Here is a 17015-nt window from a genome sequence, read left to right on the forward strand (position 1 = left end):
TGATTTTAATAAAATATACGTATATCAATCATCTCCTCCTTTAAATCTAACATACATGTTTCAATAAATTGTAATCACTATTGTTTAACCATAATTATGACCACTCCTTTATTATTTTTGATAGAAAAACAAAATTGAAATCAAAATTGTTAAACAATAAGTTTCCTTAAATTATAAAGGAGTAAAAAAAGCGTGTCAATGTGTATTGGGGCCGTCTCAAAAATTTTTGCAATAAATGCAGGAAAATGGATAATCGAGGGAATATACAAGGCCTTTTTAAATAACATAAAAAAATACCTTCGCTACGAAGGGCTCATAGCGAAGGCATTTCTTTCAGCCGCTCTTTTACTCTTCTTTTTCGATAAAGCATATCTCCCGTTTCGGCAATGGTTTCAATCATGTTTTTATTCGCGATGGAGCCAAAAAGGATGCCTGCAATGGGAATCGCTTGAAAAAATTTTTTCCAGCCGAATTGATCCCGAAACGTATAAAACACTTCTTGCCACCCCTTTAGCTGCTGAATGACATCGGCGGATGATTTCTCATCTATCATTGATAAGTCTTTTAAAATCGCTTCTTTTCCAACGATGTCCGCGTTTGCAAATTGTAAACATTTTACAATGAAAATGCGCTCTTTTTTATCTTTTGGGTCATACCCATAAATCATGGCAATCTCTTGCAACGTTTTAAGAGAAATTCCTAAAATCATAGGAATGTCAACAACAAGGGAAAACAGTCCACCGACGCCAGTAGTGGCTCCTTGTATACTTGCAAATGCGGCACGGTTTTTGGCAAGCCCCTCTGAAATTTTGATCATATCTTCTAGAGGTAAATTCTTGATGTCTCCCAAAGACTGAATCTTTTTATATGAAGAAAGCTGATTGATCCATTTTAACATCGCTTCTTCACTCACTAAGTATTTCCCGCCGGTTTGAATGTAGCTTCCCAACTCATCCACTAATTCTCCAATCTTCTTTTGAATCCACTTTGGGGTGATTCGGTCTAACAATTTAAAAGGAATTCTTCCGAGTTTTTCCCAGAAAAAAAGATCTTTTTGTTTCTTTTCCCAAGTTTCAATTTCTTTTAAATACGCAAGCAATTGTTCTTTCGTTTCCAAATTTGTCTCTCCTTTGTAGACGTTTTTTCTATATACGAAGTCTGTGTTAAAAAGTTTCATCTCTCTTTAAAGGATTATTTCCAGCTATAAAGAATATTAAAGGAGGGGAGTGATAGAAATGTATAAGATTTTTGTTACAAGCAAAGTTAGTGATTCTGCCTTAAATATACTGAAATCTGTTGGAGAAGTAGAAGTTTGGGAAAAGGAAGAAACTTTGAATGGAAAAACTCTACTGGAGAAAATCAAAGAAAAAGATGCGGTTCTTACGATGGTGAATAATTTTGTGACTGATGACATCATCCAGCAAGCACCGAAATTAAAAGTCATTGGAAATTGCGGTGTCGGGTACAACAATATTGATATCGCTTCTGCAGAAAAGCATGGAGTGATTGTTACAAACACGCCTGATGTGTTAAATGATGCGACAGCTGATTTAACTTGGGCGATGATTCTTGGCATTGCAAGAAGAATCGTTGAAGCGGATAAGTTTGTTCGGGAAGGGAAATTTACCGGATGGCTTCCTCATTTATTTATCGGCAATATGGTTTATGGCAAAAAATTAGGAATTATTGGACTTGGAAGAATTGGAAGAGCTGTGTGCAAAAGAGCCAAAGGATTCAAAATGGAAGTGTACTATTATAATCGAAATCCGTTACCGAAAGCGCAAGAAGAAGCATTGAACGCAACCTATAAAAATTTAGAAGATTTGCTAAGGGAATGCGATTACATCACCATTCATGCTCCTTTGAATGAAGACTCTCACCATTTAATAGGGCGAGATGAATTAAACTTGATGAAAAAAGATGCCTATTTAATCAATACATCCCGAGGTCCATTAATTGATGAACAAGCATTGTATGAACATTTAAAAGATGGAAAAATTGCGGGAGCGGCTTTAGATGTATACGAACATGAGCCTGAAATTGTAGAGGGTCTCTTGGGATTGGATAATGTGATGTTGCTTCCTCATATTGGAAGCGCCACTTATGAGACGCGGACAAACATGGCGGAACTAGCGGCTAAAAATATCGCCAATGTGCTTTCAGGAAAAGAGCCGTTAACTCCTGTGACGAAAGGTTGGAGAAAATGAGAATTTTAGTGGCGCCGGATTCCTTTAAAGGGTCGCTCACCTCGGCAGAACTGTGCCGAATAATTCGAAATGGAATGGAAAAAGTGCTGGAGGCTGAAGTGATAGAGATGCCGATTTCCGATGGAGGGGAAGGATTTTTAGAAAGCATTTGTTCCATTCATCCATATCAATTGGAATTCGTGAACGCCAAAGACCCTTTAGGAAGATGGATTCAAGCAGAAATGGCGATTGATTATGAAAAGAAAACGGCTTACATCGAAATGGCAAAAAGTACGGGATTAACCCTTGTCAACGAAAAGGAAAGAAATCCATATCAGTCTTTTAGCTATGGCGTAGGAAATTTAATTTTACATGGTTTGGACAAAGGATGCCGTACTTTTGTGATTGGACTTGGCGGCAGTGCAACCAATGATGCAGGAGTAGGAATGCTTTCAGAGCTTGGGGTGGTTTTTCGGGATGAAAGTGGAAAGCCGATGACAATCGAATTATTAGAAGATATAAGAAAAATTGCAAGACTTGATTTAAAACAGGTGGATACGCGACTCTTTGAAGCAGAGTTTCTTTTAGCAACGGATGTCATTAACCCATTATGCGGCGAAAATGGTGCCACTTATATTTTTGGACCTCAAAAAGGAATAAAAAAGAATGACTTGTACAATATAGACCGCATCATTTTTCATTATGGTACTGTGCTGGAAAGACAGTTTCAAAAGGAGCTGCTCACTCAAGAAGGAGCTGGAGCTGCGGGTGGCATGCCTGCTTCCTTTTTAGCTTTATTTCAGACAAAAATTTGTCGTGGTATTGAAATATTAATAGAAACTTCCAAATTAAAAGAGATATTACCATCGATTAATTTAGTCATTACTGGGGAAGGAAAGCTAGATCAACAAACCTATAATGGAAAAGTCATTAAAGGTATTAGCGATTTCGTTAAACCATCCTCTATTCCTGTTGTTGCAATCTGTGGTAAAATTGAATTATCTAGAAAAGAATTAAAAGAATTGGGGCTTACTGCAGCCTTTTCCATCTGCAAAGGACCAATTTCATTGGAAGAATCAATGAAAGAGGCTAGAGGATTTGTGGAAGAATTAGCTGAAAATATGGCGGAGCTAATAAAAGTATCGATGTAGAAAAGGGGCCGGCTGAAATTTATATGGAGGCGGCCCCTTTGTTCCTATAATAGTGGAATCTTGTTAGAAGTGACTGTCCAGAAAGTTTATGGACAGCGCCTTCTCCAAAAAAAAATAAAAAGCCACTGAACGCAGCTTTTTATTCAGCAAAACAGAATGAAATTAAATAAGCTAAATATAAAACAAATCCAATGGCGATTGAAACTGAGGCCACATTAATCCCTCCTTAAAGTTAGAAAACATGGTTAATTCCTAACATATTTTACTATGAAAAAATAAAATAGGAAACCTTTTTCAATAAAAATCGTAAGTAGTTAATAGAATTGTACCAAAGTGGGTGAAACAATTGAAAAAGTGGTTGCAAAAAACGCTCGTATTTTTAGTCGCTTTTTTAACATTAGGGATCATCACGCCCAACCATTCAATTTGGGATTCACTGGAAAACGGTCAACAATCCAATCGAACTCCCAGCGCTGACTATAAAAATGTAGAGGCCTCAAATGATTCTGTAGAGAAAGTTCTCTCTGACGAATCGGAAGAGTCTCCGGATCCTATCGATACTATTATTCAAATGGCTAAAGAACAGTCATACATAAAATTCGGATCAAAAATCGCTCCGGTGATTGAAGATGAATTTGAACAAAAGATTTTCCCACATATCGAAAAAGTAATTGCCTCTACTTTAGGAAGCCTTGACGATGAATCGAAAAATTACTTAACGATTAGCGAACAACCTGGAGGGAATTATTCCGAGAAGATTTTTCATATAGCAAATGGCAGAACTGGCCAAGAGCTGCTCCGCTTCCATGTACGTACAGAAAAACGCCCGCTTGAGGGGTATTATTATAACTTCCATTATCATACCTATGAAGATGATTTTGTAACACATCATACAATCGGCGATATCTACTATTCGAAAAATACCCCGCCGAAATGGTTATCCTAAAAATATCTTTTGTTGACGTTATTATCATAAGTTGGCCTGTCGATGGCTAGGCTCAAATAAGCAAATCTGGGAAACCTTGTGTTTTCGGTTTGCTTATTTTTATTTGGTTTTGATAGTACTTTTTACTTTAAAAAACATAACCAAATGACTATAATTAGTTAATGAAATTTTATGACGATTATCTTAAATTTTTTATTGAAATTATAATATTTATACCTATATAATAGTTGCATCAGGGGGGCCTATGTAATGGAGTTTAGACAATTGATTCTCAGTATAAACGGAGCTGTAGATGCATTGGAATATGCTACAGCCAGAAGATTTATTGAAGAAAATTTTGACATTGTTTATGAATATAGACATTTGCTTAATAGCAATGCAAGAGAAATTTTGGAATTTGTAAAAGAGAAAATGCAATCAGGAGAAGAGCCATTAACTAAGAAAGAATTAAATGCAATTACGGTCATTAATACATATGCAAAAAGAATGGATATTCGCGGCTTAAAGTTATTTTTAAGCGAAAAAGGCAAAGAAAAAATTTTTGAAAAAAAGGATGCATTTGAAATCTTATCTTCTGATGCGAAGATTTTATTAGCGAGCTTAGGATTCATTAAAAATAAAGAATTAGTAAAATAAAACATAATACAAAGAGCTGATTCGAAACTGAATCAGCTTTTTTTTTAGTCCGTAAAACAGAGGCTAATTAAATAAAGCGTATACAAAATAAGTCCAATGGCTATTGAAATGTCTGCCATTATTATCCCCCCAATTCATTTGTCTATATTTAGTTTATACTAAATTTTCAGAATAATGAACTATAATGTTTTTTATTTAGACAAATTTTAGAAGTTGTATATTACCAAATAAAACTATATATTATAAAATTTGGTATTATAGTAGTATAATATATGACGTTACAATTACTGATGAACCATGAGGAATCATTGGGGTGGAGTATTACGAAGCAAATGGTGGAAACTGCCAAAGATGTTAGCGAAACAATTAAACAATCAAACTACTCAAGCCGACAAGTTGTGGATAGTACGGCTATAGTGAAAAAGCAGCGGATGCTCAAGAAGAAATTGTGTTGAAATTAAAAGAATCAACGGAACATCTTTTATCGAATGTACAAATGTTTGAGGACATTTTAAATAAGTACCGGGTATAGTTATTGCAGGTTGCCTAGAAAGGTAAGTTTTCTAGGCAACTTTTCCTTTTTGGAAGATTATCTCCCACTTGATGGGGAAAATAGTTATAATAAAGTAGTTCACATAAAAGGATTTTTTTTAATCAGTTATAAATGAGGTGTCAAAATTGGAAAAACATCCAGAATATCAATATTTAAATTTGTTGAAATACATTTTAGAAAATGGTGTAAAAAAAGCCGACCGCACTGGAACTGGTACAATCAGCATTTTTGGCTATCAAATGCGCTTTGATTTAAGCAAAGGATTTCCACTCCTTACAACGAAAAGAGTTCCGTTTAAATTGGTGGCGAGCGAATTGTTATGGTTCATCAGAGGAGATACAAATATCCGTTATTTGCTTGAGCATAATAACCATATCTGGGATGAATGGGCGTTTAAAAAATGGGTGGAATCCGATGAATACGACGGTCCGGATATGACAGACTTCGGACTTCGCGCAGCCCGGGATGAAGAATTTGCGAAAGTGTTGGATGCGCAAATGAAAATCTTCCATGAAAAAGTGCTTTCGGATGATGAATTTGCGAAAAAATATGGGGAATTAGGTCCGGTTTATGGCAAACAATGGAGAAGCTGGCCTGGAGAAAATGGGGAAGCGATTGACCAATTAAAAAATGTCATTGAGCAAATCAAACGAAATCCAGATTCCCGCCGTTTGATTGTTTCTGCTTGGAATCCTGCTGAAGTGGATGACATGGCGCTTCCTCCTTGCCACACGCTATTCCAATTTTACGTGGCGGAAGGGAAGCTGTCTTGCCAATTATATCAACGCAGTGCAGATGTGTTTTTAGGCGTGCCGTTTAATATTGCTTCTTATGCTTTGTTGACGCACTTGATTGCCCATGAATGCGGACTTGAAGTGGGCGAATTTATTCACAGCTTTGGTGATACGCATATTTATTTAAACCATTTAAACCAAGTGAAAGAACAGCTTTCAAGAGAACCGAAAGCTCTTCCTACTTTAAAAATCAACCCTGAGAAAAAATCCGTCTTTGATATGGAGCTTGAAGATTTATCCATTGAAGGATATGACCCGCATCCTGCTATTAAGGCACCGGTGGCGGTTTGAGAAATAAAAAATTGTTTTCACCACCTAATAATGGAAATCGCCATTCATTAGGTGGTATTTTTTGTAAATCAATTGCTTAAAAAATAATTGCTTGTGGGATAATTTTTTATTAATCTCGTATATACTTTGTATATACAAAGTATATACGAGGTGATATATTGAGATTAGATAAATATGTTGACAATCAAAAAAATATAGGGGGAATTCACATGGCCACGGTTACGGCACAAAAATGGGGAAACAGTTTGGGCATCCGTATACCAAAAGAGGTAGCTGATAAATTAGGTATCAAGCAAGGTTCGGAAATGATTTTAAGCATAAGTGAAAAGGATGAAATCATCACATTGCAACCGAAAAAAAGACGTAAAAAATACACTTTAGAAGAATTAGTATCACAAATCACTCCGGAGAATAGACATGAAGAAATTAGCTTTGAAATTGAGGGACGTGAATTAATTTAATGCCGAAAGAAGCGTTAGACAGAGGGAATTTTATTATTTTAAATTTTCATCCGCAAGCTGGCTGTGAACAAGCGGGTACAAGGATTGCTATTGTTTTGTCACCAAAAGCTTTTAACGAAGCAACGAATTTTACGGCTGTTTGTCCGATTACGAATCAACAAAAAGGTTATCCCTATGAAGTTGAATTGCCGAAAGAAGGTATCTTCGTTAAAGATGGCCATCCAATTACCGGTTCCATTTTAACCGATCAAGTCAAAACATTAGATTTATCTGCACGCTACTATAAAATTTTAAAGAAGTATGATCCTAAAGATGAACAAATTGAAATTATTGACGAAATCATCGAGGAATGTTTAGCCAAAATTGAAACATTTTTAGGGTTTTAATGGATATTACCGCTTTCAGTTAAGCAAACGATTCAAGAAAAAATAATTTTAGGAGCGAGAAAATGATTTCATTAATCGTAGCCCATGACAAGAATCGAGTAATTGGTTATAACAATCAGATGCCTTGGCATTTGCCAGGAGACTTAAAATATTTTAAAGAAACGACGATGGGAAAACCGTTAATTATGGGAAGAAAAACATTCGAATCCATCGGTCGCCCTTTGCCTGGAAGAAGAAATATTGTCATTACAAGAAATAAGGAATACCACCATGAAGGAATTGAAGTGGCTTCAAGTTTAGAAGAGGCATTGAAACTTGCTGGCAATGCAGAGGAAATTATGGTGATTGGCGGGGAACAAATTTTTAAGTTGGCCCTTCCCATAGCAGACCGATTATATATTACCCAAATCCATCATGAATTTAAGGGGGATACCTATTTCCCAGAGTATGGAGATGAGTGGAAAATCGTATCAGCTAGCGAAAAATATGAAACAAAAGAAGGATATATGTATCAATATCTTGTATATGAAAGAAAATAATGTATATGCAGATGATCGGCTGAGGCTGGGACATAAACAAAAAATGAAAGGGCAGTTGAAAGAGTTTTGATAAACAATTGAACTAACGAAAAATTGATTGAAGTGACGGGGCGAGTTTCTGTCGCGCACGCTTAGTCGCAAAGCGGAGCAAGCTCAAGGAAGTAAATTCAAAGCTTTCCTGCAACAATCCCTCTCAAGTCCACGAGGAGCGAAGGAATGACTCAGAGGAGAGTCTAGCCGAGCCCGCGGAAAGCGTCCCCGGAACGGAAATCAATTTTAATAACATATCAAAAAAACATCATTTTCTCTTTGGAGAAAATGATGTTTTTTTTAGATTTGTCCCAACCTCAGCTTTTTTTGGAAAAAATAATAGATTATTTCTCTAAAGTTAGGGTAATTGATTTGATAAGTAAAATTTTTGTCATTTATACTTCAACAATTCGATTTCTTTATTCTATTTTTTTGCAAAAAAGTATAAAATCTTTCTATTTTACATATAAAACTATGACGAAAATGTTGAGAGAAAGGGAGGCGCTTGAATATGTCAAAGGTGTTTGCATCCTTCGATGAAGCCATTAAAGACTTGAAGGATGGGAATACAATTATCGTTGGCGGATTTGGGTTATGCGGCATTCCTGAAAAAGCCATTGAGGCGATTTTACGGAAAGGGACAAAAAATTTAACGGTTGTCAGCAACAACTGCGGCGTAGATGATTGGGGGCTTGGATTGCTGCTTAAAAATAAGCAAATTTCCAAAATTATCGCCTCCTATGTGGGAGAAAACAAAATTTTTGAACAACAATTTCTAAATGGTGAAATTGAAGTGGAACTGACGCCTCAAGGGACGCTCGCCGAAAGAATTCGTGCAGGAGGAGCTGGAATTCCTGCTTTCTATACGGCAACAGGAGTAGGAACACCGATTGCGGAAGGAAAGCCAACAAAAGTTTTTGACGGAAAAACATACATTGAAGAAAGAGCCATCGTCGGGGATTTTGCTTTTGTGAAGGCTTGGAAAGGGGACAAGCTGGGCAATTTAGTTTATCGAAAAACGGCGAGAAATTTTAATCCTCTTGCCGCAATGGCTGGAAAAATTACGATTGCCGAAGTGGAGGAGCTTGTGGAAGTAGGGGAGCTCGATCCGGATCAAATTCACACACCTAGCATTTATGTTCAACGGATTTTAGTTGGCGACCAATACGAAAAACGAATTGAAAAAAGAACAACTCGTCAAATAGAGGAGGTTCAAGGATGACGCTTTCCACAAGAGAGAAAATTGTAAAACGGGCAGTAAAAGAAATTCAGGATGGTATGTACGTCAATTTAGGAATTGGCATGCCAACTCTTTTAGCCAATGAAATTCCAAAGGATTATCAAGTGATGCTGCATTCCGAAAATGGTTTGCTTGGCATCGGCCCTTATCCAACGGAAGAAGAAGTGGACCCGGATTTAATTAATGCCGGGAAAGAAACGGTGACGACTGTAAAAGGAGCAGTATTTTTTGACAGTGCCGAATCTTTTGCCATGATTCGCGGCGGACATATTGATCTGGCTATATTAGGTGGAATGGAAGTATCGGAAAAGGGCGATTTAGCCAACTGGATGATACCGGGAAAGATGGTCAAAGGCATGGGCGGCGCAATGGATTTAGTGCATGGTGCAAAACGGGTTGTTGTGATTATGGAACATGTATCCAAAAAAGGGGAGCCAAAAGTCCGAAAAGAATGCACATTGCCGCTCACGGGACAAGGAGTAGTGGACCGGTTAATTACAGATTTAGCGGTCTTTGAATTTACAGAAGATGGAATGGTTTTAATAGAAAAATCAAAGGATATTACATTGGAAGATTTAAAAAACAAGACGGAGGCAGATTATATTGTTTCTCCTAATCTAGTAGAGTGGTAAAAATTTTTGCTCAAATGTAAGTCATAAATTGCTAGAAAGACAAATATATTTTTACTAGTAATTTTATTTGTTTAACGTGGAACCGAAAGGCGGTAAAAAATGAAAAAAACATTGAAACAAAGAATCTTAGAAACATCTTTGCACTTATTTCAACAATACGGTTATCACGGCGTCACAGTGGATGAAATAGTAGCGGAAGCTGGGACATCGAAGGGCGGCTTTTATCATAATTACAAATCGAAAGATGAACTTCTATATGAAATCCATGATGTATTTATTTCCTATGTAATTGAAAAAGCGGAACTTTCCTATAAGGAAAATCATACACCTGTATTGAAACTTGCAGCCATCTTGCACTCATTTATTAAAGTATTCGATATGTATAAGCCTTATATTACGGTTTTTTATGAAGAAAGCGCTTACTTAAATGAAGAATTTAAACAAATCATCAATGAAAAAAGAGATCGCTATAGGAAATTGTTGGAAAAGGTCATTTCAGAAGGACAGCAAAGCGGCGATTTTCGAAAAGAATTGCCAGCTAATATTGTAACAATGGCGATTATCGGCATGATTAATTGGACATATAAATGGTTTAAGCAAGATGGACCACTTTCAATGGAAGAAATTACAGCCATTTTTAAAGATTTAATTTTACGCTCCATCGTGACGGAGCAAGGATTGGAAGAAGCCAAGCAATTGCACCAGTTATTAAATCTTTAGTATAAAACAAACCGACTAGTCGGTTTTGGATTGGGGGAAATGTTCATGAATTTTGAACTCACAAAGGAACAATTAATGATTCAAGAAATGGTACGAGATTTTGCGGAACGGGAAATTAAACCATTTGCTCGGGAACATGATGAAAATGCAACATTCCCGATTGAAACATTTAAAAAAATGGGGGAACTTGGCCTTTTAGGCATTCCGTTTCCGGAAGAGTATGGCGGTTCAGGGGGAGATACGATTTCCTACGTTATTGCGGTTGAGGAAATCGGAAAAGCCTGTGGTGGAACAGGATTGAGCTATGCGGCAGCCATTAGTTTAGGCGCATCACCAATCTATTATTTTGGAACGGAAGAGCAAAAGCAAAAATGGCTTGTTCCAATGGCAAGAGGGGAAGCCCTTGGTTCTTTTGGATTGACGGAGCCGAATGCTGGTTCAGACGCTGGCGGTACCCAAACAAGAGCGGAACTGGTCGGTGATGAGTATTTCATCAATGGAGAAAAACAATGGATCACAAACGCCGGCTACGCAAGACAAGTCATTGTTACAGCCGTAACTGGAAAAAGGGAAGACGGCAAGAAAATCATTACATCCCTTATCGTTCCTACTGATGCAGAAGGCGTAACGATCCGCTGCGATTATGACAAAATGGGCGTACGGGCATCCAACACTTGCCAAATTGTGTTAGAAAATGTCCGCGTTCCAAAAGAAAATGTGTTGGGCGAACCAAATCGAGGATTCAGCCAATTCTTAAAAACGCTGGATGGAGGACGCATTTCCATCGCTGCCCTTTCTGTAGGAATTGCTCAAGCCGCTTATGAAAAAGCGTTGAAATATGCAAAAGAAAGAGTTCAATTTGGTCAATCCATCTCTAAATTCCAAGCCATTCAGTTTAAATTGGCTGATATGGCAATGGAAATAGAATTGGCCCGCAACATGGTATATAAAGCAGCATGGCTAAAGGACAACAACAAACCTTTTGGAAAGGAGGCGGCAATGGCAAAACTTTTCGCATCGGAAATGGGCTTTCGAGTGTGCAATCAAGCCATCCAGATTCATGGGGGCTATGGCTATATGAAAGAGTACGATGTGGAAAGACATTTACGGGACATTAAATTAATGGAAATCGGGGAAGGTACTTCGGAAGTTCAACGTCTTGTGATTTCAAGATTAATTGGCTGCTAATAAAAATACAAAGGAGGAATGGAATGGCTGAACTTGTTTATAAAACGATCGGTCAATTGTTGGAGGAGCAAGCGGAAAAATATCCAGATAAGGAAGCGGTTGTTTACGCAGACCGCAATTTGCGTTTAACTTATAAGGAGTTTAATGCATGGGCTGACCAAGTGGCAAAAGCGTTGATGGCCCTTGGCATTGAAAAGGGCGACCATATTGCCGTTTGGACAACTAATGTGCCGGAATGGGTGGCATTGCAATTTGCCACTGGAAAAATGGGGGCGCCGCTCGTGACGGTCAATACCAATTACCGCACAGCAGAATTGGAGTATTTATTAAAACAATCCGATTCCAAAACATTGATTTTAATCGAGCAATACAAAGATCACCGCTTTATTGATACGGTTTATGAAATCTGCCCTGAGTTGAAAACTTCCAAACCAGGCGAGTTGAATTCAAAACGTTTGCCGATGTTAAAAAATGTCATTATTATTAGCGAAAAACAATTTGATGGTGTTTACAATTGGAATGATGTGATGAAATTAGCAGAGCAAGTGACAGACGAAGAGCTGGAAAAAAGAAAAGCTTCTTTACATTATGATGATGTTATTAACTTGCAATATACTTCTGGCACAACCGGTTTCCCGAAAGGCGTAATGTTGACCCATTACAATCTTGTCAATAATAGCACTAATATCGCGGAATGTATGAAATTAACCCATGAAGATCGCTTATGCATCCCTGTACCATTCTTCCACTGCTTCGGCTGTGTGATTGGCACGTTGGCGATCGTTTCTGTAGGTGGTACGATGGTGCCAATTCAAGAATACAATCCAGTGGAAGTATTGAAAACGGTGGAAAAAGAAAAATGTACAGCGCTGCATGGTGTTCCGACAATGTTCATTAGTGAATTGAACTTGCCGAATTTCGATGAATTTGATTTATCCACTTTGCGTACAGGTGTAATGGCTGGCTCCAACTGTCCAGAAGAGTTGATGAAGTCCGTTATTCAAAAAATGAATATGAAAGATATCACGATTTGCTATGGACAGACAGAATCTTCTCCGGTAATTACGCAAACGCGAACAGACGATTCATTTGATTTGAAAGTCAGCACAGTAGGCCGCGCGTTGCCAAATGTGGAAGTGAAAATCGTGGATCCGGTAACGGGTGTAGAGTTGCCGCCAAATACCCAAGGAGAACTTTGCACACGAGGTTACCATGTAATGAAAGGCTACTATAAAAATCCAGAGGCAACAAAAGAAGCCATCGATGAGGATAATTGGCTGCACACTGGAGACCTTGCCACAATGGATGAAAACGGCTATGTACGCATTACAGGCCGCTTGAAAGATATGATTATCCGCGGCGGTGAAAATATTTATCCTCGTGAAATTGAAGAATTTTTATATAAAAATCCAAAAATATATGACGTGCAAATCGTAGGAGTACCTGATGAAAAATACGGGGAAGAAGTGGCTGCGTTTATTATCTTAAAGCAAGGAGAAACAGCAACTCCAGAAGAAATTCGCGCATTCTGCGAAGGAAAAATTTCAAGACATAAGATTCCAAAATATATTTTCTTTGTGAATGAATATCCAATGACGGCATCAGGAAAAATCCAGAAGTTTAAATTGAGAGAGCAATTTACGGCAAAACTAGTTCATTAAAAATTAGAAAGGAGACGTATGCCGATGTTTCAAAAAATATTAATTGCAAACCGCGGTGAAATAGCTAGAAGAGTGATTAGAACATGCAAAAAACTGAACATTCAAACAGTTGCAGTTTACTCTGAGGCAGACCGGGATGCACTGTTCGTACGAGAAGCCGACGAAGCCTATGAAATCGGCAAACCCCCTGTTTCCTTAAGCTATTTAAATATTGAAAAAATCATTGAGGTGGCAAAAAAGGCAAAGGTGGATGCCATTCATCCAGGCTACGGCTTGCTTTCTGAAAATGCGGAATTCGCTAAGCGCTGCGAAGAAGAAGGAATTACTTTTATTGGACCGAAACCGGAAGTTATTGCGGCAATGGGAAGCAAGTTGGAGGCAAGGGTGAAAATGAAGGAAGCCGGGGTGCCAATTATTGAAGGGATGAATGTGGCAATTGAAAGTGTGGAAGAAGCAATAAAAGCGGCTGAGGAAATCGGCTATCCGCTCATGTTAAAAGCTTCTAGCGGCGGTGGTGGCATCGGCATGCAGCGAATTTATCATCCAGAAGAGCTCGAAAAAGCCTTTGAAAGCAATAAAAAACGTGCTGAATCCTATTTTGGCGACGGCACGTTGTATATCGAAAAATGTATTGAAAATCCCCATCATGTGGAAGTACAAATTTTAGCTGATGTATATGGAAATGTGGTGCCGCTTTTTGAACGGGAATGCTCTATCCAGCGCCGAAATCAAAAGGTCATTGAAGAAGCACCATCCCCAACCCTTTCTGATACGACTCGAGAGAAAATGCTGGAGACAGCTGTTCAAGCGGCAAAGTACATCGGTTATACCAATGCAGGAACCTTTGAATTTTTAGTAGATGAAAAAGAGAATTTTTATTTCTTGGAAATGAATACCCGATTGCAAGTAGAGCATCCCGTAACGGAGGCAATTACCGGTATTGATTTAGTGGAACAGCAAATTAGAATTGCACAAGGGCTTCCGCTAGAAATTAATCGAGAATCTATAAAAATGAAAGGACATGCAATTGAAGCGCGTATTTATGCGGAAGATCCAGTTACCTTCTTTCCTTCACCAGGGACAATTACCTTATTGGAGTTGCCAGAGGGAGAAGGAATCCGCCATGATTGTGCCGTTGAATCAGGTTTCAATGTAACGCCATTTTATGATCCGATGATTGGAAAATTAATTTGTTATGGCGAAACCCGTGAACAAGCATGCGAACGCTTAATTCAAGCACTAAAACAATATAAAGTGGAAGGCATTAAAACGAATATTCCAATGCTTATAAAAATTGCGAGCCATGAAGAATTTCTAAGAGGCAATATTACGACTAGTTTTGTAGAACATTATTATTTGCCTAATGTACAAGTAACGAAGTAATCGAATGTTCGGGGAAAAGGGTGTTGTTTTGATTGATATTGGATGAGGAAGTATTCGAACGAATTAAGGTGGTATCCGCACCAAATGGAGAAGCAAACGCACAAAAGGATGCCGTATCCGCACAAAATGAGGAAGCATACGCACGAAATGAGTAAACAAACGCACTAAATAAGGATCTATCCACCCTAAATTGGAATCTATCCGCACGAAATAGCATTCGAATGCCTCCTCATTCACTACCCTTGCTTCCCGTCACAAACCAATAAAATTTGTCGGAGGTTGATGATAATGACAATAGTAAAAGCAAATATGGCAGGATCCGTTTGGAAAATCGTTGTATCAGAAGGTGAACAAGTAGAAGAGGGACAAGATGTAGTTATTTTAGAATCCATGAAAATGGAAATTCCTATTGCTGCAGAAGCTTCCGGTGTCGTGAAGAGAATCTTAGTGCAAGAAGGCGATTTTATCAACGTGGATGATGCTATTTTAGAAATTGAATAGGGGGAAAGGGATGAAGCTTCCAACAAAAGTAACCATTAAAGAAGTTGGTCCAAGGGATGGATTGCAAAATGAATCCAAATTTATCGATACCAAAGACAAAATTGAATGGATTAACCGACTGAGCAAAACAGGTTTATCCTATATCGAAGTATCTTCCTTTGTTCATCCGAAATGGATTCCCCAACTAGCTGATAGCGAAGAAGTATTAAAGTCCATTCAAAAAAAGCCCGGGGTGACTTATGCGGCATTGGTGCCAAATATTCGAGGACTTGAACGGGCGTTAAACTGCCAGGTGGATGAAATCAGTGTATTCATGTCCGCCAGCGAAGGACATAACAAACAAAATATCAATAAAACCATTGATGAAACTTTTCCTGTTTTAAAAGAAGTGGTGGATGAAGCGAAAAAAGCCAATGTAAAGGTAAGAGGTTATGTTTCGACGGTCATTGCCTGCCCTTATGATGGCCTCGTTGCGCCGAAGCAGGTGTTAAAAGTTGCAGATCGCCTTTTTGATATGGGAGTCTATGAAGTTTCTTTAGGCGATACTATTGGCGTCGGTGTTCCAACCCAGGTGGAAAGCTTATTGGAAACTTTGTTAAAACATTTTCCACCTAACCTTTTGGCCATGCATTTCCACGATACGAGAGGAACGGCCCTTGCGAATGTGTTGAAATCGTTGGAAATGGGCATTACTACCTTCGACAGTTCTACAGGTGGACTAGGTGGCTGCCCATATGCAAAAGGGGCTTCTGGAAATGTCGCTACAGAAGATTTAAATTATATGCTTTCTGCGATGCACATTGAAACTGGCATCAATCCGGAAGCACTAATTGACTCAGCATTTTTTATGGAAGAAAAAATTGGCAAGATACTTATTTCAAAACAAATGGAAATTGCGAGAAACGAAAGGAGCGGAAACCTTGACAACGCTCGTACAGTTTAACGAAATCGAAAAAGGCATCGGGATGATTACATTAAATCGCGCGGAAGCTGCCAATGCCTTGTCCCTTCAATTGTTGAAGGAACTGAATGAAATGTTGCAATCTGTTGGCAAAAATAGAGCAATCCGTGTGGTCCTCATCATGGGCAGTGGAGAAAAATCCTTTTGTGCCGGTGCCGACTTAAAAGAACGAAAAAACATGAATGAACAAGAAGTGCGGGAAACCGTGAGATTAATCGGCAGCATTGTAAATCAAGTGGAAGCTTTGCCTCAGCCGGTCATTGCGGTCATCAATGGCGTGGCTTTTGGCGGGGGATTGGAACTGGCTTTAGCTTGCGACTTTCGTATTGCAGCAACTAATGCCAAAATGGGGCTCACAGAAGTTTCCCTAGGCATAATTCCGGGAGCAGGAGGGACACAGCGTTTACCGCGTTTAATCGGGATCGGAAAAGCCAAGGAACTTATTTATACAGCAAAAAGAATTTCAGCAGCGGAAGCTCTTGATATCAATTTAATCAACGCAATGTATGAAAAGGAAATTTTACTCGAGAAGGCTGTTGAATTTGCTCGAGAAATCGCAAAAAACGCACCGTTATCACTGATTCAAGCAAAAATTGCCATCAATAAAGGTGTAGAAGTGGATTTAACAACCGGGCTAAAAATTGAAGAACTTGCTTATAATGAGCTCTTGCACACAGAAGATCGAATGGAAGGATTAATTGCATTCCAAGAGAAACGACAACCGCAATATCAAGGAAGATAGAAACAAAGGAGGAT

The 17015-nt window shown here is 38.4% G+C and carries 20 protein-coding genes; 19 read left to right on the forward strand and 1 reads right to left on the reverse strand.

Annotated elements, in window-relative coordinates:
* Positions 1 to 313 precede the first annotated feature (313 nt).
* Positions 314 to 1117: an EcsC family protein gene (locus DKZ56_RS08950; RefSeq protein WP_208649668.1), complete on the reverse strand. Its 804-nt coding sequence runs from the start codon at positions 1115 to 1117 to the stop codon at positions 314 to 316.
* 118 nt (positions 1118 to 1235) lie between these two features.
* On the opposite strand from DKZ56_RS08950, the gene DKZ56_RS08955 reads away from it, so the two are divergent.
* The 19 genes from DKZ56_RS08955 to DKZ56_RS09040 all read left to right on the forward strand — a co-directional run bounded on the left by DKZ56_RS08955 (position 1236) and on the right by DKZ56_RS09040 (position 17001).
* The gene (locus DKZ56_RS08955; RefSeq protein ID WP_208649669.1) at positions 1236 to 2207 is read left to right on the forward strand and encodes a 2-hydroxyacid dehydrogenase; all 972 of its coding nucleotides are present in this window, start codon (positions 1236 to 1238) and stop codon (positions 2205 to 2207) included.
* Positions 2204 to 3337 carry a glycerate kinase gene (locus tag DKZ56_RS08960; protein WP_208649670.1) on the forward strand — a complete coding sequence of 378 codons (1134 nt, stop codon included), beginning with the start codon at positions 2204 to 2206 and terminating at the stop codon, positions 3335 to 3337. Before DKZ56_RS08955 ends, DKZ56_RS08960 begins: the two co-directional genes overlap by 4 nt.
* Before the next feature lie 346 nt (positions 3338 to 3683).
* On the forward strand, positions 3684 to 4283 hold the full coding sequence (locus DKZ56_RS08965; protein ID WP_208649671.1) for a YpjP family protein: 600 nt from the start codon (positions 3684 to 3686) through the stop codon (positions 4281 to 4283).
* Positions 4284 to 4532: 249 nt separating this feature from the next.
* Positions 4533 to 4919, forward strand: a complete 387-nt coding sequence (locus DKZ56_RS08970; RefSeq protein ID WP_208649672.1) for a hypothetical protein — start codon at positions 4533 to 4535, stop codon at positions 4917 to 4919.
* A 272-nt stretch (positions 4920 to 5191) separates the two neighbouring features.
* On the forward strand, positions 5192 to 5374 hold the full coding sequence (locus DKZ56_RS08975) for a hypothetical protein (protein WP_208649673.1): 183 nt from the start codon (positions 5192 to 5194) through the stop codon (positions 5372 to 5374).
* A gap of 223 nt (positions 5375 to 5597) precedes the next feature.
* Positions 5598 to 6557, forward strand: coding sequence for a thymidylate synthase (locus tag DKZ56_RS08980; RefSeq protein ID WP_208649674.1), 960 nt, complete (start codon positions 5598 to 5600; stop codon positions 6555 to 6557).
* A gap of 209 nt (positions 6558 to 6766) precedes the next feature.
* On the forward strand, positions 6767 to 7018 hold the full coding sequence (locus DKZ56_RS08985; protein ID WP_208652219.1) for an AbrB/MazE/SpoVT family DNA-binding domain-containing protein: 252 nt from the start codon (positions 6767 to 6769) through the stop codon (positions 7016 to 7018).
* Positions 7018 to 7404, forward strand: coding sequence for a type II toxin-antitoxin system PemK/MazF family toxin (locus DKZ56_RS08990; RefSeq protein WP_208649675.1), 387 nt, complete (start codon positions 7018 to 7020; stop codon positions 7402 to 7404). The genes DKZ56_RS08985 and DKZ56_RS08990 overlap by 1 nt, the downstream gene beginning before the upstream one ends.
* 62 nt (positions 7405 to 7466) lie before the next feature.
* Complete coding sequence (gene folA / locus DKZ56_RS08995; protein WP_208649676.1) at positions 7467 to 7943, forward strand: type 3 dihydrofolate reductase; 477 nt, start codon at positions 7467 to 7469, stop codon at positions 7941 to 7943.
* A gap of 541 nt (positions 7944 to 8484) precedes the next feature.
* Complete coding sequence (locus DKZ56_RS09000; RefSeq protein ID WP_208649677.1) at positions 8485 to 9195, forward strand: CoA transferase subunit A; 711 nt, start codon at positions 8485 to 8487, stop codon at positions 9193 to 9195.
* Entirely contained in the window at positions 9192 to 9845 is a 654-nt protein-coding gene (locus DKZ56_RS09005) for a CoA transferase subunit B (protein WP_208649678.1), read from the forward strand. The genes DKZ56_RS09000 and DKZ56_RS09005 overlap by 4 nt, the downstream gene beginning before the upstream one ends.
* 99 nt (positions 9846 to 9944) lie before the next feature.
* Entirely contained in the window at positions 9945 to 10565 is a 621-nt protein-coding gene (locus DKZ56_RS09010; protein ID WP_208649679.1) for a TetR/AcrR family transcriptional regulator, read from the forward strand.
* 45 nt (positions 10566 to 10610) lie between these two features.
* The gene (locus DKZ56_RS09015; RefSeq protein WP_208649680.1) at positions 10611 to 11753 is read left to right on the forward strand and encodes an acyl-CoA dehydrogenase; all 1143 of its coding nucleotides are present in this window, start codon (positions 10611 to 10613) and stop codon (positions 11751 to 11753) included.
* A gap of 23 nt (positions 11754 to 11776) precedes the next feature.
* Positions 11777 to 13414 (forward strand): AMP-binding protein, encoded by a 1638-nt coding sequence (locus DKZ56_RS09020; protein WP_208649681.1) that lies wholly within the window; start codon positions 11777 to 11779, stop codon positions 13412 to 13414.
* 24 nt (positions 13415 to 13438) lie between these two features.
* Positions 13439 to 14797 (forward strand): acetyl-CoA carboxylase biotin carboxylase subunit, encoded by a 1359-nt coding sequence (locus tag DKZ56_RS09025; protein ID WP_208649682.1) that lies wholly within the window; start codon positions 13439 to 13441, stop codon positions 14795 to 14797.
* 32 nt (positions 14798 to 14829) lie between these two features.
* On the forward strand, positions 14830 to 14952 hold the full coding sequence (locus DKZ56_RS15740; RefSeq protein WP_281275648.1) for a hypothetical protein: 123 nt from the start codon (positions 14830 to 14832) through the stop codon (positions 14950 to 14952).
* 133 nt (positions 14953 to 15085) lie between these two features.
* Positions 15086 to 15298, forward strand: a complete 213-nt coding sequence (locus DKZ56_RS09030) for an acetyl-CoA carboxylase biotin carboxyl carrier protein subunit (RefSeq protein WP_208649683.1) — start codon at positions 15086 to 15088, stop codon at positions 15296 to 15298.
* Between the two features lie 10 nt (positions 15299 to 15308).
* A complete protein-coding gene (locus DKZ56_RS09035) occupies positions 15309 to 16241 on the forward strand; it encodes a hydroxymethylglutaryl-CoA lyase (RefSeq protein ID WP_208649684.1) in 933 nt (310 codons plus the stop codon).
* Complete coding sequence (locus tag DKZ56_RS09040; RefSeq protein WP_208649685.1) at positions 16219 to 17001, forward strand: enoyl-CoA hydratase; 783 nt, start codon at positions 16219 to 16221, stop codon at positions 16999 to 17001. The genes DKZ56_RS09035 and DKZ56_RS09040 overlap by 23 nt, the downstream gene beginning before the upstream one ends.
* Positions 17002 to 17015 lie beyond the last annotated feature (14 nt).

It is taken from the genome of Ureibacillus thermophilus (assembly GCF_004331915.1).
GTDB classification, from domain to species: Bacteria; Bacillota; Bacilli; order Bacillales_A; family Planococcaceae; genus Ureibacillus; species Ureibacillus thermophilus.